This window comes from Achromobacter sp. 1L-A-4-B-C2 (genome assembly GCF_057291955.1).
This window is the reverse complement of the sequence record NZ_JBXAWP010000001.1, coordinates 1,124,557-1,145,478: the sequence shown is the minus strand read 5'-3', so window position 1 is coordinate 1,145,478 and position 20,922 is coordinate 1,124,557. Positions and strand designations below refer to the sequence as shown.

Here is a 20,922-nt window from a genome sequence, read left to right as displayed (position 1 = left end):
TTACAAGAGTTTGGCGCGGAAAACGCGTTTGGCCTGACCCGCTTCCGGGGATTTCGGGCGGATTTTTTCGCTGTACCTATAATTGGCGTATTCCGTTATGCCTGTCCAAGAGACCACCATGAGCGACGTTCAAGAATTCATCCGCGAAACCGTGACCCAGCACCCCGTTGTGCTGTTCATGAAGGGCACCGCCCAATTTCCGCAGTGCGGCTTTTCCGGCAAGGCCATTCAAATCCTGAAGGGCTGTGGCGTGAAGAAGCTGGTCACCGTCAACGTGCTGGAAGACGACGAAGTCCGCCAGGGCATCAAGGAATTTTCCAGCTGGCCCACCATTCCCCAGCTGTACGTGGCCGGCGAATTCATCGGCGGCTCGGACATCATGAACGAGATGAATGAATCCGGCGAACTGAAGACGCTGCTGGAGCAATCCGGCGCCACGGCTTAACGCCGCGATGCGGCGGCTTGTTATCGGCATCACCGGCGCCACGGGCGCGTTGTACGCGGTGCGCATGCTGCAAGCCTTGCGCGGCGTGGATGATGTCGAGACGCATCTGGTGGTGTCCGCCTCTGGTGTGCTGAACATCAAGCACGAGCTTGATGTCAGCCGCCACGACGTCTACGCGCTGGCCGATCACGTACATTCGGTGCGCGATGTGGGCGCCACGCTGGCCAGCGGCGCGTTCCAGACCGCCGGCATGGTGATCGTGCCGTGTTCGATGCGCACGTTGGCGGCGGTGGCCCATGGCCTGTCGGACAACCTCATCACCCGCGCGGCCGACGTCACCTTGAAGGAACGCCGGCGCCTGGTGATGCTGGTGCGCGAAACGCCGTTCAACCTGGCGCACCTGCGCAATATGACCGCCGTGACCGAAATGGGCGGCATCGTGTTTCCGCCGCTGCCGGCCTTCTATCACCGCCCGTCGTCCATTGAAGAAATGGTGGATCACACCGTAGCGCGCGTGCTGGAATTGTTCGACATCATCGTGCCCGGCCCGCATTGGGAAGGCATGAAGTAGCCAGGCCGCTGCCGGTGTGCCGCGTGAAATGAAACAGCCCCGCATGCGGGGCTGTTTGCATGGTGGCGGCGCCCCGGGCTTACTCCACCAGCCCCAAGCCATTAAGCGCTGCCAGATTTTCCGGCCATTGACGCGCGCGGGCGTTTTGCAATTCGATGCGCGCCCAGGCCATCCAGCCCGCCCACTCAATGCGCTTGTCCCACGCCGTGCCCCAGGCCTGCAAAGCCGCCAAGCCAGCTGCCGCATGCGTTTGGGCCGCGTCGAAATCGCCCGTGGTCAGCGCCAGTTGCGCCAACAGCAAACGCGGTTCGCCCACCCACGGGTTATGCGCCACGGCGGCTTCCAGAAGATGGCGCGCGCTATCCATTTCCGTCAGCGGGTGCATGCGCGTGATGACCTGCCAATACAGCGCGCTGGCGGCGGCTTCGTCGCGCGGGCTGAGCGTGGCGCTGCACCCGTCGAACGCCGGCGGGACGGGGATGCCGGTATCGGCCCGCATGCCGGACAAGGGCGCCAGCAAGTGCGACAGCATCGACAGGATATTTGACGGCGGCTTCAGCGGGCCGGGCCACAACGACGATGCCCAGTTGGCTTTCAGATCACGCCGCTGCTGCTGCGGATAACCGGCGAAGATTTCGTCTTGCCAGCTGTGCCATTGTTCGCCGATGTCGGCGGCGGACACGACGATGAACGCGGCGACCTGGCGCGGCGTCAACGTAAATACCTGGCCATCGGTGCCTTCAAGCGTCATGCCTGTGCCGCCCGTGCCTTGGCCCGCCAGCACGGCCTGCACGAACTTCGTGCGAGGCATGGCGCAGAACAGGCTGACCCATTCCTCGGCTTCGTCGCCCAGCACGTTGCGCAACGTCTCGCGTTCGCGCTCGCGGTCGAACAAGGTCAGGTCCACGTATTCGTTGCCGTACACGCTGTGGAACAAGCCCAGCATGCGCACTTCGCGCGGCTGGTTCCACAGCGCCAGCGTGCGGTACACGCCCAGCAGATGGTGCTTGAAGGTGCCGGCCTTGTGCCAGTCTTCACCGGCGCTGCGGGCGAACAGCAGGTCCAGCAACGCGGGCAGGTCCGCATCGATCGCTTGGTAGTGGTCGGCAAGCAAGGAGCGCGCGTGCGGGTGTAGTTCGGCGGATGTGGGCATGGCGTGAATGCGGATGATTGATGGCAGCCGCTATTGTGTCCGCATGACGCGGGCTTGTCATGGCGCGGCGCTTTATACGATTTCGTGCATATCAATATGAATATTCATCGCTTCCGGTTTTGTAGGACGCTGCATAGAATCGCGGCTCATTCTTTCTACTTTCAGAGATCCCTATGCGCCCTATGCGCCTTTGCCATTCCCTCGCCGTATTCGCCGTTGTGCTCGGTTTTGCCGGCACCCAAGCCATGGCGCAGGACGCCGAACTGAAGGTGGGCGTCACCGTGGGTCCGCACGCGCAGATCGGCGAAGTGGTGCAGCAGGTGGCGGCCAAGCAGGGCCTGAAAGTGAAGCTGATCGAATTCAGCGATTTCATCCAGCCCAACGCCGCGCTGGACGCCAAGGAACTGGACCTGAACATCTATCAGCACAAGCCTTTTCTGGACTCGCAGAACAAGGCGCGGGGCTACAAGCTGGTGCCGGTGGCCACCGCCGTAGTGCAGCAGATGGGCATCTATTCCAAGCGCCTGAAGTCGCTGGACGACCTGCCGCAAGGCGGCAAGGTGGCGATACCCAATGACCCCACCAACGGCGCCCGCGCGCTGCTGGTGTTGCAGGCGGCCAAGCTCATCAAGCTCAAGGACGGCGTGACGGTGACGGCGTCGTTGTTCGACATCGTTGAAAACCCCAAGCAGCTAAAGTTCATAGAGATCGAAGCGGCGCAGTTGCCGCATTCGCTGTCGGACGTGGACGCGGCGGCGGTCAACTCGGCCTACGCCATCCCGGCGGGCCTGTCGCCCGCCAAGGATGCGCTGGCGCTGGAAAGCAAGGACGCGCCCTTTGCCGCCGTGGTGATCGCCGCGCGTGAAGACAATAAGAACGACCCGCGCATTGCCCGCTTCATCAAGGCGTACCAGTCGGACGAGGTGAAGGCGTTTGTGGCCAAGCAGTTCCCGGGGGCGTACTCCACGTCCTGGTAAGCGTCGCGCCTGCGTCTGGCGCCTGACGATCAGGCGTAGCGCCTGAGTCCGGCGCCCACGATCAGGCGTACTTGCCCGTCAGCCCGCCGTCCACGACCAGCTCGGTGCCGGTGATGTACGACGCATCGTCCGACGCCAGGAACGCCACCGCTTTCGCCACCTCCCAGGGCGTGCCCATGCGGCCCATGGGCACCTGCTTGTCGCGCGCGGCCAGCGCGGCTTGCAGGTTGTCGGGGTCGAACATGCGCGCCACGTTCTGCGCCACGCGCGGGGTGTCGATCAGCCCGGGGATCACGGTATTCACGCGGATGCCGTCAGCGGCATATTGCTGCGCCGCCATGCGCGCAAAGTGGATGACGGCAGCCTTGCTGACGCTGTAGGCCAGGTGTGGATAACCCGTGTACCGGATGCCAGCAATGGACGACACCGTGACGATGGCGCCGCCGCCCTGTTGCCGCATCACGGGCGCCAGCAGGCGCGTGGCGATCAGCAGGCTGGTCACGTTCACCTGCTGGATGCGGTCCCAGTCTTGCAGCGAAATATCTTCCGGCCCGCCCACCTTGCCGATGCCCGCGTTGGCTTGCAGGATATCGATGCGGCCGTAGCGGCGCAGCGCGGCGTCCACCGCCGCTTGCATGGCGTCGGGGTCTGCCACGTCGGCCTGCACGGCCAAGGCGCTGCCGCCAATTTTTTCGACTTCATGGGCGGCGTCTTGCGCGGCCGCCAGGTTCACGTCCAGCGCCACGATGGCGGCGCCTTGCCGCGCCATCGTCACGCAGCTGGCGCGGCCGATGCTCCAGCCGCTGGCGGACGCGCCGGCGCCGGCTACCAGCGCGACCTTGCCCGCCAGCCGGGTATCGGTGCCCTGCGCCGCCGTCATGCCGGTCCTCCGTCCTCTTGCTGATGCGTCTTGCCCTTGCCGACGTAAGGAATGGCGTGGTCAATGGTTTCCCAGATGTAGCGGCCCGATGGGCTTTGCTGTTCTTCGGCCACGTGCGACACCAGGCCGGCCGCGCGCGAGATCACGGCAAAGCCGCGCATCAGGTTCGTGGGTACGCCGATTTCGCTAAGCAACGCGGCCACCGCGCCCGTGGCGTTGATGGTGATGTGCTTGCCATAGGTCTCGTCCACGGCGGCGGCCAGCAGGCGCAACGCGTTCAGCGACGCGCCCTCCAGGTCCGGCTCGGCCTCGGCCAGCGCCAGCAGCTTGATGGAACGCGGGTCGTCGGGCTTGTGCAGATGGTGGCCAAAGCCGGGCAGCGCCTGGCGCTGTTCGCGGAATTCGCGCGCGATGGCCAGCGCTTCGGCACGGCCGTCCGCCGCCTGCTTGATACGGTCCAGCAGGCGCGAGCAATTTTCCATGGTGCCCACGAATTGGCTGCCCACCGCCATCAAGCCGGACGCGACAGCGCCTTGCAGGTTTTCGGGGGCGCTCATGTAGATCAGGCGCGTGGCGATGGCGCTGGGCGTCATGCCGTGTTCCATCAACGTGACCAGCACCGCGTCCACGATGCGCATGTCCACCGGGCGCGCGTCGCGGCCCAGGATCTGCATGATCATGACTTCGGTAAAGGTCTTCTTGCCGATCAGGCCGTCAACCAGATCGACGTCGCGGTACGACATGCCGGTCAGGTGATGGGCGCAAAGGCGGGTTTCAGGTGTGTTCATGGCGTCTCCTTTTGTGCGGCGTCGCGCACGGCATTCTTCAGGACCTTGCCCACGCTGGAGCGCGGCAGGCTGTCGTGGATATGGAATTGCTTGGGCGTGGCGACCGGCCCCAACAGTGCGCGCACATGCGCCTTCAGCGCGTCGGCATCGGCCTGCGCGCCTGGGTGGAACTGCACGGCGGCGTGCACGGCTTCGCCCCATTTGTCGTCGGGCAGGCCGAACACCGAGCATTCGTACACGGCCGGGTGTGACGACAGCGCGTTCTCGACATCGACCGGGTACACGTTGAAGCCGCCGGTGATGATGACGTCGCGCAGCCGGTCTTTCAGAAACAGATAGCCGCGTGCGTCGATCAGGCCCGTGTCGCCGGTGTGCAGCCAGCCGTCCACCAGCGTTTCGGCGGTCTTCTCGGGCAGGCGCCAGTAGCCCGTCATCGTCAGGTCGCCCTGCACCACGACTTCGCCGATGTCACCGCGCGGCAACAGCGTGCCGTCGGGCGCCATGATGGCGACGTCGGACAGCCATGTCGCCCGCCCGACCGAGGCGCGGTTGCGCGGATCGTTCAAGTCCGACGGGCGCAGCACGGTGGCGATTTGCGGCGCTTCGGTCTGGCCATAGGTGGTGCCCAGCACGGGGCCAAAGAAGTCGCGCGCGCGGTCTATTTTTTCCGGCGGCATCGGCGCGCCGCCGTAGATCAGGTTGCGCAGCTCGGGAAAGTCGGCGCGCGACACGCCGTCCTGCGCCATGATCATGTAGATCAGCGTGGGCGGCATGAAGCTCAGCGTGCCGCCGCGCTCGCGAAAGGCGGCGGTGATGGTGGCCGGCGTCACGCTGTCCAGCAGCAGGTGCGCGCCGCCGCAGGCCAGTATGGGCAGCATGTAGGTGCCGGTGCCGTGCGTGATGGGCGCGGACACCACGTAGCGGTCCTCGCACGTCAGCTGCCAGCTGGCGATCTGGTTGATGATGCCGGCGTTCCACGCGCGGTACGGTTGCATGACGCCCTTGGGCAGCCCGGTGGTGCCACCCGTGAACTTGATGGCCTGCGTGGCGTCACGGGACAGCGCGTGGCGCGTGGGCTCGTGTCCGGCGTACTGACGCAGCAGCGCGTTCAGGCGCAGGCTTGCACCGGTGCGGGTGCTCGCGCACTTGCCGCTGCCCGTGGAGGTATCAGCGGCTGTGGCTGTGCCCGTGTCAGCGTTCCCGTCTCCGTCCCGGTCGGCATCGTCAAGATGGATGCGTGCGCCGTCCGCCCACGGCGCCAGCGGGTCGCCGGTGGCGTCCACGATGACGATGGACGGCGTGGTCGCATCCAGGATGCGCCCGATCTCGCGCGCGGTGCTGCGATAGTTAAGCGGGACCCAGATCTTTCCGCTGGCCAGCACGGCCAGCAGCGCCAGGATGTGCCGCGCGGAATTTCCCGCGCACAGGGCCACGCGCGTTTGCGGTTCGGGGTCCAGGTCTTGCAACGCGGCCGCCAGGGCGCGGGTACGGGCGGCCAGTTCGGCGTAGGTCACCGCGCCTTCGGGGCCGTCCAGCGCAATGCGTTCGGGATACTGCTCGGCCGCGCGGAAAAAGAAATCGATCGGGTACACCCTGTGCTCCTGAAAACTAGTTGGCCTTGATGTCGGCCCGTTTGACGACGGCGGCCCATTTGTCGATTTCGCTGTCGATCTTCTTGGCGAAGGTCTCCGGCGTGTTGGGCGTGGTCGGCGCGTAGAAGCCGGCCTGCTTGTAGGACGCCTGCAAGGCGGGGCTGGCCAGTGCCTGGTTCAGCGCTTCGTTCAGGCGCGCGATGACGGGCTGCGGCGTGCCGGCGGGAGCGACCAGGCCAAACCACGATTCCACGTCAAAGCCCGGCAACCCGGATTCAGCCAGCGTGGGCACGTCCGGCGTAGCGGGCAGGCGCTGCGGCGATGTCACGCCAATGGCGCGCAGCTTGCCGGCCTGCACGTGCGGCAACGACGAGGGCAGGTTGTCGAACATGGAATCGACCTGGCCGCCCAACAGGTCGGCCACGGCCGGGCCGCTGCCGCGATAAGGCACGTGCAGGATGTCGGTGCCCGTTTCCATCTTGAACAGCTCGCAAGACAGGTGGATGGACGAGCCGCTGCCCGACGACGCGCAGGTCAGTTTGCCCGGATGCGCGCGGGCATAGGCGATGTATTCCTGCACCGTCTTGACCGGCACCTTGGGGTTGACCACCAGAATGTTCGGAATGGTCGCGACCAGGCCGACGGGCTTGAAGTCCTTGATGAAGTCGTAGTTCAGCTGGCTGTACAGGCTGCGGTTGATCGTGTTGGCGATGGAACCCACGTACAGCGTGTAGCCGTCCGGGGTGGCGCGCGACACGATCTCGGCGCCGATGTTGCTGTTGGCGCCCGTCTTGTTTTCCACGACGAAAGTCTGGCCCAGCGCCTCGGACAGCGACTTGGCCATCAAGCGCGCGACGATATCGGTGGCGCCGCCCGCCGCGTAGCCCACCACCAGCGTGACGGGGCGATCGGGGTAGGGCTTGGCCGCCAGGGCAGGGGCGCCGGCGACCAGCGCGCTGCCCAGGGTCAGCGCAAAGGCGGCCAGCCGCCTTGTGTATGCAGTCTTCATGAATGTCTCCGTCCTGTTTTGTCTAATATTTGGACAGATCTTCGTCTGCCCGTTTTGATATTGGGCTTTGATGCAAGCGTCAGCAACGCAGGGTGTCCAAAATATGAACAAAGCGGAATCGGATTCGGAATCGCAGTCCTCGGGGCCCGTGGTCTTGCGCCGGGGCCTGCGGGTGCTGGGGGTGTTGCGGCAAGCGGGGGCGGGCGGCATGCACGTCACCGACATTGCTCGCGCGGCGGGTATGCAGCGCTCTACCGCGTATCGATACCTGGAAGTGTTGGTGCAGGAAGGCTATGCCCTGCGCGAGTCCGAGGCGCCGCGCTGGCGCATCGCGGAACTGGGCGTGATGATGGCCGGCGACCCGCATGCGCAGGCCGTGCGCGGCCTGCGGCCGGTGCTGCGCCAGATCAGCGACGTGACGGGGGATTCCGCCTTTCTGATCTGTCGCGCGGCAAATGATTCGCTATGCCTGCATCGCGAAGTGGGCAATTACCCGGTGCAGGTATTGGCGGTAACGGTGGGGCACCGCCAGCCATTGGGCGTGGGCGCGGCCGGCTTGGCTTTGCTGGCGGCATTGCCGCCGGCCGAGGCCGATGAAGTGGTGACGCAAAACGAAAAGGCCTTGCGCGCCTATGGCGGCATGACCGGTGTGCAGATGCGGCGGCTGGTTGAGAACACGCGCGACCGGGGCTGGTCGGTGGTGGGCAACGCGGCGGTGCCCGGCGTGCTGGGCGTTGGCGTCGCCGTGTGCGACGCCAACGGTTATCCGCGTCTGGCGGTCAGCGTATCCAGCCTGATCGACCGGATGCAGGCGCCGCGCCAGCGCAGCATCGCGGAACTGATCCGCGGCCAGCTGGCGCAAGACGACGTCAAGCCGCGGCCGGGGTCGGCGCGCGATACGTCTTCTGGTAGTGCACCGTGAACGTATTGAAGGCGTCCAGCGCCTTTTTGGGGTCGTGGCCCGGCTTGACCAGAAAGCTGCTGAAGCCGACGCGCGCCTGGTAGTGGATGGTGTCGATCATCACGTCGCCCACCGCGCGCAGTTCGCCCGTCCAGTGGTATTGCGTGCGCAGCAGCTGCGCCAGCGAATAGCCACGGCCGTCGGTGTAGTTGGGAAAGTCCACGGCGATGAAGGCGATGCCGGCGGGGTCCAGCGTGCCGTCGGGCTCAGCCAGGTCACGCAGGTCGGCGTCGGGTTCCAGCAGCACGGCCACGGGATGCTTGTGGCGGCGCAAGGTGGCGCGCGAGGTTTTCCAGATGGAAAGCGGCACGATCCAGCCGGGCTCGTCCGTGGGCACCTGGCCCTCGGCGGCCACTTCGGGTTCGGGCACGAACGGGCGCGCCGTGTCCGCTTGCAGGCGGCCGTCGCGGATCAGGTGCGGGCCGGGGGCGTCGTGGGCGTAGAGGTCAGGCATGGGCGGGTTCGGCGCTTTGTACGGGTTTGGCGAAGGCGGGATCGGCGTAGACGTCCTGCTTGAAGGGGTCGATGCCGACGCGGTCCACCACGTCGATGAAGCGTTCGGTTTCGCTGTCGCGCAAGCCCAGGTAGGTGCGGATCAGGCGGTCGACAACGCCGGGCACCTGGTCGCGTGCGAACGAGGGGCCGATGATGCGGCCCACGGCAGCGCCGCCGCCGCGCGTGGATTCCAGGTCGGGCAGGGGCTTGGCGGCGCCGTTCTGGCGGCCACCCAGCGTGACCTGATACCACTCTTCGCCGGCCTTATCGACACCCAGGATGCCGATGTGGCCCACGTGGTGGTGGCCACAGGAATTGATGCAGCCGGAGATGTTCAGGTCCAGTTCGCCGATTTCGAACAGGTAGTCCAGGTCGTCGAATTGGCGTTGGATGGCTTCGGCCACGGGGATGGACACGGCGTTGGCCAGCGCGCAGAAGTCGCCGCCCGGACAGGCGATGATGTTGGTCAACAGGCCGACGTTGGGCGTGGCCAGGTTCAGCGCTTCCAGCTTCTGCCAGAGCTCGTGCAGGCGGGCGCGGCGCACGTCGGCCAGAATCAGGTTCTGTTCGTGCGAGACGCGCAATTCGCCGTAGCCATAGGCATCGGCCAGGTCGGCCACGGCGTCCATCTGGTCGGCGGTGATGTCGCCGGGCGGCACGCCGGTGGGTTTGAGCGAGACGGTGACGGCGGCGTAGCCCGCGACCTTGTGCGCGTGCACGTTGGTGCGCAGCCAGCGCGCAAAGCGCTTGTCGCCGGCGGCCAGCGCGTCGGTGTTGTCGGCATCTTGCGCGGCGGCGGCATCGTATTGCGGCCACACGAAGCGGGCCTTGATGCTGTCCACGAAGTCCTGGGTGATGGTGTCGGGGCCGTCTTTGATCAGTTGCCACTGCTCATCGACCTGCTGTGCATAGACCTCGGGCGTCAGGTCCTTGACCAGGATCTTGATGCGCGCCTTGTACTTGTTGTCGCGGCGGCCGTGCAGGTTATAGACGCGCAGCGCGGCTTGCAGGTAGGTCAGCAGATGCTGCCATTCCACAAACGGGTTGATCAGCTTGCCGACGATGGGCGTGCGGCCCATGCCGCCGCCGACCCACACGCGAAAGCCCAGCGTGCCATCGCGTTCAACGGCTTGCAGGCCGATGTCGTGCACGCCGACGGCCGCGCGGTCTTGCACGGCGCCGCTGACGGCAATCTTGAACTTGCGCGGCAGGAAGGCGAATTCGGGGTGCAGGGTGGACCACTGGCGGATGATCTCGCACCACACCAACGGGTCGACAAGTTCATCGGGCGCGACGCCGGCGAAGTGGTCGGTGGTGGTGTTGCGGATGCAGTTGCCGCTGGTCTGGATGGCGTGCATCTGCACGGTGGCCAGTTCGGCCAGGATGTCCGGCACGTCTTCCAGGCGGGGCCAGTTGAACTGTATGTTCTGGCGGGTGCTGAAGTGGCCGTAGCCGCGATCCCATTTACGGGCGATGTGCGCCAGCGTGCGCAATTGGCGCGACGCCAGCATGCCGTAGGGAATGGCCACGCGCAGCATGGGGGCGTGGCGTTGGATGTACAGGCCGTTCTGCAGGCGCAGAACGCGGAATTCATCTTCGGTGAGCTGGCCGTCGAGGAAGCGGCGCGTCTGATCGGCAAACTGCGCCACACGCTGCTCGACAAGCTGCTGGTCGACGGGGTCATACACGTACATGTCTACTGCCCTTGTGGTCTTCTCGGTCTATGCCCTGTAGCGTCCGGCGCGCAGCGTCGGAAAAGGGGATTCATAACCGTAACAGCCAGCAGACGGCAGCGTCTAAGTCATTCTCGTAATATGGAAATACCTTCGCGCAGCGCTATTACAAGGCGGCAGTCACTGCCCAGCGCGCGACCAGGACCAGCAGGATCACCAAGACCGCCGCCAGCAGCAGCCCGGTTGCAATCAGCGGGCCGGGTTTGTTGTGGGCGATGTCGGCGTGGTAGCCGCGGCCGCGCCGCACGCCGAAGAAACCCCAGAGCACGGAGCGGACCGTGCGCAGGAAACTAAGCATATGCGCCTCGTGGCGGATGAGGGGAACTGGCACTGTAGGCGCTGGCGGGCGCGCCAAACAGAGGCAGATTCGCGTCAGGCGACCGTATCAGTTGGCGGCGGCGCCGGGGTGCCGATGCCGCGCACGATGTGTTCCAGCAATTCGCGCGCAGCGGGCGAAATGTGGCGGCCGGCGCGGCTCAGCACGTGCAGGCTGCCCTGGTTCAGGATGGGGTTGGCCAGCGGCAGGCTGGCCAGGCGCTGGGCGCGCATGTCGGCCGTGACGGCGATGGGCGGCGTCAGCGCGTAGCCGATGCCCGCCGCCGCGAACTGCCACAGCGCCTTGAACGACGACGTCGTCAGCACGTTGCGCAAGCGCACCTGTTCACTGATCTCGGCCGCCTGAATGTGTTGCCGCACCCCAAACCCTTCCTGCATCGACGCGCCGGGGTGATCCGCCAGATCGGTCAGCAGCAGGGGGCGGCCCAGCCGGGTCAGCGGATGGTCCTGCCGGACGATGGCGCGGATGGGTTCGGGCCGCGAATAATGCGTGCGCAGCCGCGCGTCGTTGGGCGGCTGGAACACCAATCCTATATAGGCGCGGTCGTCCACAATGCGCTGCACGATCTCGGACGTGCGCGCCACATCGATGTCCAGCGTGACTTCCGGGTGGCTGCGCCAGTACCCGGGCAGCACGCGGTCGAACATCAGTTCGACGAAGCCTTCGCCCAGCACCAGGTCGATATGGCCGCGCTCGGCTTTGCGCAAGCTGTCGATTTCAGAGAAGAAGCTTTCCTGGATGTTCTGCTGCCGCTTCACATAGCGGGCCAGGATGTGGCCGGCGTCGGTGGGCACCACGCCGCGTCCGCGCCGTTCGAACAGCGCCATGCCGCAGTCGCGTTCCAGCGCGGCGATGGCGCGGCTGACGGCGGACGGGTCCATGTCCAGCACTTCAGCGGCGCCACGCACCGAGCCCCGGCTCATGACCTGCATGAAATAGTGAGTGCGGCGGGCGTCGAGTTTTTCGTCCATGGCGGGTTCCAGGCGGGCGGATGCGGCGGCAGATACACAGTCCCGGTTAAGGGTTTACCCGTATCGAAACCGATGCCGTGCAAAACTTTCCCAGGAAAAGGCCGTGCGTTGCATTTTACGCAACGTTTATGCGCGGGCGGTGTCATGGTTGCCTGAAAGACCCCCGGCGAAAATTCCGCCTGCTGCCGCAGCGCTGCGTTTGCCCGGCACGCGCACAAAATCTACTCACGTTCATCAGGGGAAATCGATGTCTCTCGCCAGCGCCAGTCTGGCCGCGCCTTCCATGTCGCTATCCGCACGCGTTCGAATGCTTGCCGCCATTTTGTTGGTGGTGGGTATTTCCGAAGCGATCGGCAGCGTCACGTTTTCGGTGGGTCCGGGCAAGATCGTTCTGCAACCGATGCTTTGGGCCATCTTCATCGGCGCCATCGTGGCGGCTTTCGGCCAGCGGCTGCCCGTGGGCGCCGGCATCGACAAGGCCATGCAGACCCGCATCAGCGGCTATCTGCAATACGCCTTGCTGCCCTTCCTGGCCAAGCTGGGCCTGATGGTGGGCGGCGCGTTGCCGCAGGTGCGCGAAGCCGGCTGGGCGCTGGTGTTCCAGGAATTCGGCCACTTCTTCGGCACCATGGCCATCGGCCTGCCGCTGGCGTTGCTGCTGGGCATCAAGCGCGAAGCCATCGGCGCCACGTTCTCGGTGGGCCGCGAGCCCAGCCTGGCCATCATCGGTGAACGCTACGGCATGAATTCGCCCGAAGGCCGTGGCGTGATGGCCGAGTACATCACCGGCACGGTGATCGGCGCGCTGTTCGTCGCCCTGATGGCCGGCTTCATCACCAGCCTGAACATTTTTGATCCGCGCTCGCTCGCCATGGGCGCCGGCGTGGGCTCGGGCAGCATGATGGCCGCGGGCGTGGGCGCCATCGCCTCGCAGCAGACGCCTGAAATGGCGCATCAGGTGGCCGCGCTGGCCGCCGCCGCCAACTTGCTGACGACCGTGGTTGGCGTGTACTTCACGCTGTTCATCTCGCTGCCGACCACGATCTTCCTGTACGGCAAGCTGGAGCCGGTGCTGGGCCGCTGGTCGCGCGGCAAGACCTCTGAATCGGTTGTGGACGACAGCGTGTCGGAAGACGTGCCGGCACATAACGCCAAGATGGGTTTTGGCGACCGCCTGACCGCCTATGTCATCTGCGGCCTGTTCGCGCTGGTGGGCAACCGCCTGGGCTACAACGTGCCGTTCATGGACGCGTTGCCGGGCATGGGCATCATCATCCTGCTGGTGGTGCTGACCGACCTGATTCTGCGTGTCGTGCCCAAGCTGCCGGCCGTGTTCGTGCTGTCGCTGATCGCCATGACGGCCGGGTGCCCGGGCGTGCTGCCGTACTCGGACCAGATCATCGCGCTGGTCGGCAAGGTGAATTTCCTGCCGTTCACCACCGTGATCCTGGCCATGGCCGGCCTGTCGATCCTGAAAGACCTGCCGGCGTTTCGCAAGCTGGGCTGGAAGATCGTGGTGGTGTCCCTGGCCGCCAACGCCGGCACCTTCATGGGCGCCACGATGATCGCGGAATTCTTCCACTGATCGATCCGCGCGGGGCGGCGCCGATGGCGCCGCGCTGAACGCGAATGAAAAAGCCGCCTGGCGTTGTCAGGCGGCTTTTTCGTTTCAGGACATGCGTGCGGCAGCGCCGGAGCGATGGCGCGCGTTGTCCGTCACGTTTTCGGTCGCTCCGATGTTGACGACCGCCGGCACGGCGACGGCGGTGGCCTTCACGGCCACGGCTGCCTGCAATTCCACTTGCGGGTTGGCCATCGCAACGCGATACGGCTGCAACGGCGTCAGCCCTTCGATGGTGCCCAGATCGTTCGCGTTGCCCGCGCGCTGGGCGACCGGATCCGATTGCGCCGCATAGGCGTCCAGCGCGCGGCGCAAGCGCGCATCGGCGAATTGATCGCGCAGGATATCGGGGTTGAGTACGTCGGCGGCCAACGGCGCCAGCGCCTCGGCGCGCAGGCCGGTGTGGGCAGTGGTGTCGGTACGGGTATTGGCGGCCGGTCGGGTTCGCGCAGCCTCGGAGGCCTCGCGCGCGCGAGCAAGGCGTTGCCCTTCCCAGGCGGCCTGGGCCTGCTTGGTGCGCTGGGCTTCGCGCAGGGCAGCCTCCCGCACGGCGGCTTCCCGCGCCAGGCGCTCGGCTTCAAACGTGGGTCGGGTGTCGTCCACCAGCGGCACGCGCGCCGGATAGGGCGCGGCAACACGGGTAATGGGCGAGATCGCAGAGACGTTCATGGTTGCTCCCTGTGCAAGTCGACAAGACCCGAATCGTCGGGTCTGCCGGGGGCTGACATGGGGAAAATTTACCGCGTTGCGGGCGCGGCGTCGTGTCAGCCCGTCGCACTAGGAGTCAAGGCGTAACCGCGTCAGACGGGCGGCAGGGTCGCCTGCATGGAGGGGCGTGCGTTAAAGGTCTTGAACCAGGCGGCAACGCCGGGGTGCGTGGCGCGCCAGTCGTAATCGCCGAAGCGGAAGTCCAGATAGCCCAGGGCGCAGCCGATGGCAATCGTGCCGATGTCCATGCGGCCGTCCAGGCGGACCACGTCTTTTTCCAGCTGAGCCAGGGCGTCGTGCGCCTTGCTCAGTTGGCCGTCGACCCAGTCGGTCCAGCGCAGGGCTTCGGGGCGCAGCGCCACTTCATAGCGCGCCAGCAACGCGGCGTCCATGACGCCATCGCCCAAGGCCTGGTCGGCCAGTGCCTGCCAGCGCGCGGGGCCGTTCGCGGGGAACAGCGTGCCGCCGCCCAGGTCGTTCAGGAATTCGCAGATGACGCGGCTGTCGTACAGCACCTGGCCGTCGTCCGTGATCAAGGTGGGCACCTTGCCCAGCGGGTTGCTGGGGATGATGCTTTTGTCGCGGGCGACGGGGCCGGCGGCGCTGGGCAGTTTCTCGATGCGGTCGGTCAGGGCCAGTTCGTGCGCAATGACCATGCATTTGCGCACGAAAGGCGAAGCCGGCGAGAAGAACAATTTCATATCGGTCCTTGGGGTTGCGTAACGTCTTTGAAGAAAGCGAAAAGCAGCCGCAAGCGTACCGGATATGAGGCTTATTCGGTGATGCCGGTTTCCAGGCAGGGATTGAATTCGCCGGTTTCCGGATCGCGCAGGAACAGCACGCCGGTGGCCACGCCGAAGTACGTGCCGTGCAGCTCCAGCTCGCCCTTTTCAACACGGCGGCGAATCGACGGGAACGTCATCAGGTTGTTCAGGCTGTGTTCGACCACGGCCAGTTCCAGGCGCTTGAGCTTGGTCTGGCGGTCGCCGCTGCCCGGGCCCAGGCGTTCGGCCACGGGTTCAATCTGCGACATCCACTTGCCGATGAAGTCACCCTTGGACAACGGCTTGGCGTCGTCGAAGAATGAACGGATGCCGCCGCAGGACGCGTGGCCCAGCACGACGATGTGCTTGACGTTCAGGCCGTTGACCGCGAATTCGATCGCGGCGCTGGTGCCGTGATAGGACGATTCCGAATCCGGCTCACAGGGCGGAACCAGGTTGGCCACGTTGCGCACGACGAACATCTCGCCGGGGCCGGCGTCAAAGATCACTTCGGGCGACACGCGGGAATCGCAGCAGCCAATAAGAAGAATTTCCGGGCTTTGCCCGAGTTCAGCCAGCTTCTGATAACGGCTGCTTTCCGAGTGGAAACGGCCGTCCAGGAACGATTGATAGCCTTCGGTGAGTCTTTTGGGGAACATGATGGTCGCTTCCTAGAAACAGGGCCAGGCTTGCTGGCACGCCGACAGACGCAATAAGGGGCTTCGTTTGGAAGCCCCTGTTATCGAGTCGACAAGCGGAATTTTCCCATATTTGTCCCTCCAACCCCCTGTCTAAACCCTGATTCGATCAGGGTTTTTCGGCGTCGTCTCCGTCATCGGCTATTGCGCCCGCACATCCAGTACCGTGACCTTGGTGAATTTCAGCGGCGTCATCGCTTTGACCAGGCGGATCTGCCCTGGGGGAATCGGGCCGATCACGTCGTCATTCACCCGGCCCACCTCGCGCCCTTGCGCGTCGTACAGCACATACGTCAGCACCGCGCTGGACACCGGCCGGCCGGACAGGTTGGCCAGCGAACCCGTGATGGTGGACATGTTCATATTGGTGTCGCGCACCGCCTGCACGTTGCCCAGCGTGACGCCGTACGTCAGGCTTTGCGCGCCTGCGGCGCCGGACAGGCCGGCAAGCAAAAGAACAAAGGCATGGGCAAGTTTCATGGCGGTCTCCTGGTGTGCCGGCGTAGGGGGCGCTTGACTGTCCGCGCTGCCGTTTGCGCCGTCCGCGCTTCTAGCGGACAGGGCTATCTCACTCCATTCCCAGGCCAGGCACAACGGGTCAAAAGGATGAATCGGTAACAGGTTGCGTGGGTTGTTCCGATATTCGTCGCTTACTGACAAGGATGCGTCGGAATGTCTCCAAATTGAGATCTTTCGGCCTTGTCTTTTCCTAACTTTTCGATGCTTGCCGTGTGTGGCCGTTTGTTCGATGATGGCGGGGCCGGCACGTGGCCGGCCGCTCGTCCGGGTGCGCGCATCCACGCAAACGGGCGCCTAACGCAAGGGAGAAACTCATGCTTTCCCGTACTAGCCAGTTGGCCTCGGCCATCGTGTTGTCCGCATGTTTTTTCGGGGCCTACGCCCAGACCCCCGCCGCGCCCGCGCCCGCCAAGACGCCCACGCCGCAACAGCAACGCATGGCCGACTGCAACAAGTCCGCCACCGGTAAAACGGGCGATGACCGCAAGGCCTACATGAGCAGCTGCCTGAAGGGCGAAGCCCCCGGGGCCGAAAAGAAGCTGACGCCGCAGCAACAAAAAATGAAGGACTGCAACGCCAAGGCCGGCGACCAGAAGCTGACGGGCGATGCGCGCAAAACCTTCATGAGCACCTGCCTGAAGGGTTGAAAACGCTTGCACGAATAAAAAAAGCGCCAGGCTCTCGTCTGGCGCTTTTTTTTGCGTGGCCGTTGGCCGCGCCGATTGCCGTGGACTTACACCGTCGCAATCGGCGTGACCGGCGACCCGATCGCATGCGGCAGGCGCAGCGGCGGGGCGGTCAGCATGAAGTGATGGCGGCCGTTGGCATGGAGAAAGTCCGCCAGGTCTTTCAAATACCAAAGCTCCGCCAAGGGCAGGCCCAGCTTGAACAGGCAGTGATGGTGCAGCGGCAGCATGGCGCGCGGGCCGGTCTTTTCCCGCGCGGGATAGGCCTCGACCGCGTAGTTGTCGGCGCAGATCGCGGCGATGCCGCTGTCCGTGATCCATTGCAGCAAGGCCGTGTCGGTGCCGTCCAGCGCGGCGCCGTAGGTGTGCAGCACTTGCGGGTCCGGCGTGCCGTTCATGGCCACGACCGCCTCGGCGTAACCGGTGCGCAGCACCAGCATGTCGCCGCGTTCAACCGTGATGCCATCCGTGTTCAGCACATGCATCAGTTCGGCATGGCCGACCAGCGTGCGGCCCGAGCCGTAGTGTCGGAACAGGTCCACCAGCACGCCGCGCCCCTGCATGCCTTTTTGCGCCAGGTTTTCCACGCCCAGCTTCAACGCGGCGGACGGGCCGCCGGTTGAGCAAGCGCAGCCGGTATGTTCGCTATCGGCCGGGCCGACCACGTCCACGCCCGCCTGAAAGCCGTTGTAATAGCGCAGTTCCGGCGTGCCGTCGCCATCGGCGTCAAACAGCGCGCCCACGTGCGCCAGCGCGTCCCACTGCGTGGAATATTGCATCGACAGCAGCACCTGGTCGTCGCTAAGCACGTCCACCGCATCCGGATTGACGTTACGCAGCGGAAAGTTCAGGTACGGCGTGTCGGCCAGCCGCGTCGGGCTCAGTTGCGGCGGGTGGCGGCGCGGGTTCAGCACGTTGCCGCCGGGCAGATCCAGCGGCAACGACAGGCAGAACGTCTTGCCCGCGCGGATCTCGCGCGCGCCCTTCAGCACTTGTTCTTCGGTAATGAGATTCAAACGGCCCAGTTGGTCGTCGGGTCCGAAGTCGCCCCAGTTGGAGCCTTCGGGCCGATGTTTCCAGCGCTGCATGCGGTTACTCCGTCAGGAAGTCGACGACCGCGCGGGTGAAGGCTTCCGGTTGCTCCCAGTTCGAAATATGGGAGGTGTTCAATTCGACATAGCGCGCGCCGGCGATGGCGGCGGCCAGTTCCCGGCCTTGCACGGGTGTGGCGGCCATATCGTGCGAGCTGCTGATAACCAGCGTGGGCGCGGTAATGGCCGAGACTTGATCGCGGTAGTCGGCGTCGCGCAGCGCGGCGCAGTTGGCCGAATAGCCGGCGTCCGGCGTGCGGCGCAGCATGTCGATCAGCACTTGCGTCAGGCCCGGTTCGGCGGCGCGGTAGCCGTCGGTCAACCAGCGTTCGACCAGCGTGGGCGCCATTTTTTCCAGCGTCTGCTCGGCCACGGCGGCGATGCGCGTGCTCCAGCCTTCCGCCGATCCGATGCGGGCGGCGGTGTTGCACAGGATCAGCTTGCCGATCCGTTCCGGGTGGGCCAGCGCCAGCGCGATGCCGGTGGGGCCGCCCATCGACAGGCCGCAGAAGTGCGCGCGCTTGATGTTCAGGTGCGCCAGCAGTTCGGCAACGTCGCCGGCAAGCTGTGCAAAGGTGTATTCGCCATCGGGTACCGACGACTTGCCATGGCCGCGCGTGTCGTAGCGCAGCACGCGGAAATGCTTGGTCAGTTCGGGAATCTGGCGCGCCCACATGTCGGAGCAGGTGCCCAACGAATTGGAAAGCACAAGCACCGGCGCGTCGGCGGGGCCATCGATGACGTAGAACAGCCGGGCCTGGCTGAGATCGGCGTAAGCCATGTGGGAAGTCCTCGGATGAAAACGCGGCCGCGCAAAAGGCGGCCGCGACGGGATTACAGGTGGCAGGTGCCGTCGACGTAGGCTTTGCGCCAGCGCGTGATGGTCACGCGGTCGAATAGATTGGCTTGCGAAAACGGGTCGGCGTCGATGAACTGTTGCGCGGCTTCGCGCGTGTCCAGGTCAACGATGTACAGGCCGCCGCCGGCGTCCTTGCCGTCGTCTTGCAGCTTGGCGCCGCACGCCAGCAGCAGCTGCTTGTTGGCGTCCAGGTATTCCAGGTGCGCCGCGCGATGTTGCTGGCGCACTTCCTGGTGGTTGGGCTTGTCGAACGTTTCGATGATGTAGGGCATGAAGTGCTCCTGTCAGATCGCCGAGGGATGGCGCGCCAGCGCCGTGACGTTGATGTCCATGTACGGAAACAGCGGCAGCGACGCCAGCAGCGTGTGCAGCTCGTCATTGCTTTCGACGTCGAAAATGCTCACGTTGGCGTAGCGGCCCACCACGCGCCACAGCTCTTTCCACTTGCCGTCGCGTTGCAGTTGTTGGGCCAGGGCCTTTTCGTCCGCCTTGAGCTTGTCGGCGCGTTCGGCCGGCATGTCGACGGGAAGATTGACTTGCATTTGAACCATGAACAGCATGATGGGGGCTCCTGATTAGCGGGAAAACTTCAACGGCAGGCCGGTCAATGCCAGCAGCTCGTCAGCGGTGACATCGCCGAACATGTCGGTCACGGTGACTCCGTCGGCGCGGATGTCGAACACCGCCACGTCCGTGTACACGCGCGACACGCAGCGCACGCCCGTCAGCGGATACGTGCACGCCTCGACCAGCTTGCTTTGGCCTTCGCGCGTTTGCAGTTCCATCATCACGAAGACGTCTTTGGCGCCGATGGCCAGGTCCATCGCGCCGCCCACGGCGGGGATGGCGTCGGGCGCGCCGGTGTGCCAGTTGGCCAGGTCGCCGTGCTGCGACACCTGGAAGGCGCCCAGCACGCAGATGTCCAGGTGGCCGCCGCGCATCATCGCGAACGAGTCGGCGTGATGGAAGAACGAGCAGCCGGGCAGTTCGGTCACGGGCTGCTTGCCGGCGTTGATCAGGTCGTAGTCTTCCTGGCCCTTGGCGGGCGCGGGGCCCATGCCCAGCATGCCGTTTTCGGTATGCAGGATGACTTCGCGGTCAGCCGGCAGGTGGTTGGCCACCAGCGTGGGCAAGCCGATGCCCAGGTTGACGTAGGCGCCTTCGGGGATGTCCTGCGCGACGCGGGCGGCGATCTGGTCGCGGGTCAGTTTGGTGCTCATTGCTGCTCCTTGGCGGCCGGGGCGGCGTCGATCTGCACGACGCGCTGCACGAAGATGCCGGGGGTGACGACGGTTTCGGGGTCCAGCGTGCCCAGTTCAACCACTTCGCGCACCTGCGCCACGGCCACGCGCGCGGCGCTGGCCATGATGGGGCCGAAGTTGCGGGCGGTCTTGCGGTAGACCAGGTTGCCCCAGCGGTCACCGCGTTCGGCCTTGATCAGCGCGTAGTCGGCGTGCAGCGGATATTCCAGCACGTAGTGGCGGCCGTTGATCTCGCGCACTTCCTTGCCATCGGCCAGCGGGGTGCCGTAGCCGGTGGGCGAGAAGAACGCGCCGATGCCGGCGCCCGCGGCGCGGATGCGCTCGGCCAGGTTGCCCTGGGGCACCAGTTCCAGCTCGATCTTGCCGCTGCGGTACAGGCCGTCGAAAATCTGCGAATCGACCTGGCGCGGGAACGAGCAGATGATCTTGCGCACGCGGTTCGCGCCCAAGAGGGCGGCAAGGCCGGTGGTGCCGTTACCGGCGTTGTTGTTGATGATGACCAGGTCTTTGGCGCCCTGTTCGAGCAGGGCGTCGATCAATTCCATGGGCTGGCCGGCAGTGCCGAAGCCGCCGATCATGACGGTGGCGCCGTCGGGTACGTCCGCCAGGGCGGCCGCCGCGCTTGCAACAAGCTTAGAGATCATGATGTTCGCTCATAGGTGGCGTGTCATAATTTGTTCTTCACTAGAACTTTCGTTCTTCTGAAGAACATCGTTTCATGGGGACCGCACAGCGTCAAGGCAACCCGACGCATGACGATCCTCCATCGTTTGGCGTTGCCCGCAATGGCAACGAACGGCTC

At 65.3% G+C, this 20,922-nt stretch carries 25 protein-coding genes; 6 read left to right on the top strand and 19 right to left on the bottom strand.

Translation table 11 applies throughout. From position 1 onward, the window contains the following. Positions 1-118 precede the first annotated feature (118 nt). On the top strand, positions 119-445 hold the full coding sequence (grxD, locus tag AC0Z35_RS05240; RefSeq protein ID WP_006227137.1) for a Grx4 family monothiol glutaredoxin: 327 nt from the start codon (positions 119-121) through the stop codon (positions 443-445). Positions 446-452: 7 nt separating this feature from the next. Beyond that, complete coding sequence (locus AC0Z35_RS05235) at positions 453-1,016, top strand: UbiX family flavin prenyltransferase (RefSeq protein ID WP_046803240.1); 564 nt, start codon at positions 453-455, stop codon at positions 1,014-1,016. Between the two features lie 79 nt (positions 1,017-1,095). Here the strand turns inward: AC0Z35_RS05235 and AC0Z35_RS05230 are convergent, their stop codons facing one another. Continuing rightward, positions 1,096-2,169, bottom strand: coding sequence for a DUF6817 domain-containing protein (locus AC0Z35_RS05230; RefSeq protein ID WP_485131175.1), 1,074 nt, complete (start codon positions 2,167-2,169; stop codon positions 1,096-1,098). A 182-nt stretch (positions 2,170-2,351) separates the two neighbouring features. Here AC0Z35_RS05230 and AC0Z35_RS05225 point away from each other — a divergent pair, with 182 nt between their 5' ends. Further along, on the top strand, positions 2,352-3,146 hold the full coding sequence (locus AC0Z35_RS05225; RefSeq protein WP_485131645.1) for a MetQ/NlpA family ABC transporter substrate-binding protein: 795 nt from the start codon (positions 2,352-2,354) through the stop codon (positions 3,144-3,146). Positions 3,147-3,207: 61 nt separating this feature from the next. Here AC0Z35_RS05225 and AC0Z35_RS05220 read toward each other — a convergent pair whose 3' ends face one another. From AC0Z35_RS05220 to AC0Z35_RS05205, 4 genes are read right to left on the bottom strand one after another with little or no spacing between them, the layout of a single operon-like run. Continuing rightward, a complete protein-coding gene (locus AC0Z35_RS05220; protein WP_104141672.1) occupies positions 3,208-4,026 on the bottom strand; it encodes an SDR family NAD(P)-dependent oxidoreductase in 819 nt (272 codons plus the stop codon). Further along, entirely contained in the window at positions 4,023-4,814 is a 792-nt protein-coding gene (locus tag AC0Z35_RS05215) for a citryl-CoA lyase (RefSeq protein ID WP_485131176.1), read from the bottom strand. Before AC0Z35_RS05215 ends, AC0Z35_RS05220 begins: the two co-directional genes overlap by 4 nt. Continuing rightward, on the bottom strand, positions 4,811-6,406 hold the full coding sequence (locus tag AC0Z35_RS05210) for a class I adenylate-forming enzyme family protein (protein ID WP_485131177.1): 1,596 nt from the start codon (positions 6,404-6,406) through the stop codon (positions 4,811-4,813). Before AC0Z35_RS05210 ends, AC0Z35_RS05215 begins: the two co-directional genes overlap by 4 nt. Positions 6,407-6,422: 16 nt before the next feature. Next, positions 6,423-7,415, bottom strand: a complete 993-nt coding sequence (locus tag AC0Z35_RS05205; protein WP_046803246.1) for a Bug family tripartite tricarboxylate transporter substrate binding protein — start codon at positions 7,413-7,415, stop codon at positions 6,423-6,425. 103 nt (positions 7,416-7,518) lie between these two features. Here AC0Z35_RS05205 and AC0Z35_RS05200 point away from each other — a divergent pair, with 103 nt between their 5' ends. Beyond that, positions 7,519-8,337 carry an IclR family transcriptional regulator gene (locus tag AC0Z35_RS05200; RefSeq protein WP_485131178.1) on the top strand — a complete coding sequence of 273 codons (819 nt, stop codon included), beginning with the start codon at positions 7,519-7,521 and terminating at the stop codon, positions 8,335-8,337. On the opposite strand, the gene AC0Z35_RS05195 is transcribed toward AC0Z35_RS05200, so the two are convergent. The 4 genes from AC0Z35_RS05195 to AC0Z35_RS05180 all read right to left on the bottom strand — a co-directional run bounded on the left by AC0Z35_RS05195 (position 8,285) and on the right by AC0Z35_RS05180 (position 11,912). Beyond that, entirely contained in the window at positions 8,285-8,830 is a 546-nt protein-coding gene (locus tag AC0Z35_RS05195) for a DUF934 domain-containing protein (RefSeq protein ID WP_046803248.1), read from the bottom strand. The two genes, AC0Z35_RS05200 and AC0Z35_RS05195, sit on opposite strands and share 53 nt — an antisense overlap. Continuing rightward, a complete protein-coding gene (locus AC0Z35_RS05190) occupies positions 8,823-10,565 on the bottom strand; it encodes a nitrite/sulfite reductase (protein WP_314355386.1) in 1,743 nt (580 codons plus the stop codon). Before AC0Z35_RS05190 ends, AC0Z35_RS05195 begins: the two co-directional genes overlap by 8 nt. A 145-nt stretch (positions 10,566-10,710) precedes the next feature. Next, on the bottom strand, positions 10,711-10,902 hold the full coding sequence (locus AC0Z35_RS05185) for a DUF2970 domain-containing protein (protein WP_046803250.1): 192 nt from the start codon (positions 10,900-10,902) through the stop codon (positions 10,711-10,713). 74 nt (positions 10,903-10,976) lie between these two features. After that, positions 10,977-11,912 (bottom strand): LysR family transcriptional regulator, encoded by a 936-nt coding sequence (locus tag AC0Z35_RS05180; protein ID WP_104141679.1) that lies wholly within the window; start codon positions 11,910-11,912, stop codon positions 10,977-10,979. A 247-nt stretch (positions 11,913-12,159) separates the two neighbouring features. On the opposite strand from AC0Z35_RS05180, the gene AC0Z35_RS05175 reads away from it, so the two are divergent. Further along, positions 12,160-13,497 carry a DUF3100 domain-containing protein gene (locus AC0Z35_RS05175; protein WP_485131179.1) on the top strand — a complete coding sequence of 446 codons (1,338 nt, stop codon included), beginning with the start codon at positions 12,160-12,162 and terminating at the stop codon, positions 13,495-13,497. Between the two features lie 84 nt (positions 13,498-13,581). On the opposite strand, the gene AC0Z35_RS05170 is transcribed toward AC0Z35_RS05175, so the two are convergent. The 4 genes from AC0Z35_RS05170 to AC0Z35_RS05155 form a co-directional block, all read right to left on the bottom strand. Beyond that, the gene (locus AC0Z35_RS05170) at positions 13,582-14,202 is read right to left on the bottom strand and encodes a hypothetical protein (protein ID WP_485131180.1); all 621 of its coding nucleotides are present in this window, start codon (positions 14,200-14,202) and stop codon (positions 13,582-13,584) included. A 131-nt stretch (positions 14,203-14,333) separates the two neighbouring features. After that, on the bottom strand, positions 14,334-14,942 hold the full coding sequence (locus tag AC0Z35_RS05165) for a glutathione S-transferase (RefSeq protein WP_046803254.1): 609 nt from the start codon (positions 14,940-14,942) through the stop codon (positions 14,334-14,336). Between the two features lie 71 nt (positions 14,943-15,013). Further along, entirely contained in the window at positions 15,014-15,664 is a 651-nt protein-coding gene (locus AC0Z35_RS05160; RefSeq protein WP_046803255.1) for a carbonic anhydrase, read from the bottom strand. A gap of 180 nt (positions 15,665-15,844) precedes the next feature. Beyond that, on the bottom strand, positions 15,845-16,183 hold the full coding sequence (locus AC0Z35_RS05155; protein WP_046803256.1) for an FxLYD domain-containing protein: 339 nt from the start codon (positions 16,181-16,183) through the stop codon (positions 15,845-15,847). A gap of 353 nt (positions 16,184-16,536) precedes the next feature. Between AC0Z35_RS05155 and AC0Z35_RS05150 the strand changes: the two genes are divergently transcribed. Then, on the top strand, positions 16,537-16,869 hold the full coding sequence (locus AC0Z35_RS05150) for a PsiF family protein (RefSeq protein ID WP_046803257.1): 333 nt from the start codon (positions 16,537-16,539) through the stop codon (positions 16,867-16,869). A gap of 86 nt (positions 16,870-16,955) precedes the next feature. On the opposite strand, the gene AC0Z35_RS05145 is transcribed toward AC0Z35_RS05150, so the two are convergent. From AC0Z35_RS05145 to AC0Z35_RS05120, 6 genes are read right to left on the bottom strand one after another with little or no spacing between them, the layout of a single operon-like run. Next, on the bottom strand, positions 16,956-17,996 hold the full coding sequence (locus tag AC0Z35_RS05145) for a cyclase family protein (RefSeq protein WP_485131181.1): 1,041 nt from the start codon (positions 17,994-17,996) through the stop codon (positions 16,956-16,958). Between the two features lie 4 nt (positions 17,997-18,000). After that, positions 18,001-18,780 carry a 3-oxoadipate enol-lactonase gene (pcaD, locus tag AC0Z35_RS05140; protein ID WP_314355389.1) on the bottom strand — a complete coding sequence of 260 codons (780 nt, stop codon included), beginning with the start codon at positions 18,778-18,780 and terminating at the stop codon, positions 18,001-18,003. Between the two features lie 53 nt (positions 18,781-18,833). After that, entirely contained in the window at positions 18,834-19,130 is a 297-nt protein-coding gene (locus tag AC0Z35_RS05135; protein WP_006216052.1) for a YciI family protein, read from the bottom strand. A gap of 12 nt (positions 19,131-19,142) precedes the next feature. Further along, complete coding sequence (gene catC / locus AC0Z35_RS05130) at positions 19,143-19,418, bottom strand: muconolactone Delta-isomerase (protein ID WP_006227165.1); 276 nt, start codon at positions 19,416-19,418, stop codon at positions 19,143-19,145. A 15-nt stretch (positions 19,419-19,433) separates the two neighbouring features. Next, positions 19,434-20,078 (bottom strand): 3-oxoacid CoA-transferase subunit B, encoded by a 645-nt coding sequence (locus tag AC0Z35_RS05125; protein WP_046803260.1) that lies wholly within the window; start codon positions 20,076-20,078, stop codon positions 19,434-19,436. After that, positions 20,075-20,764 carry a 3-oxoacid CoA-transferase subunit A gene (locus AC0Z35_RS05120; RefSeq protein ID WP_046803261.1) on the bottom strand — a complete coding sequence of 230 codons (690 nt, stop codon included), beginning with the start codon at positions 20,762-20,764 and terminating at the stop codon, positions 20,075-20,077. Before AC0Z35_RS05120 ends, AC0Z35_RS05125 begins: the two co-directional genes overlap by 4 nt. Between the last annotated feature and the right edge of the window lie 158 nt (positions 20,765-20,922).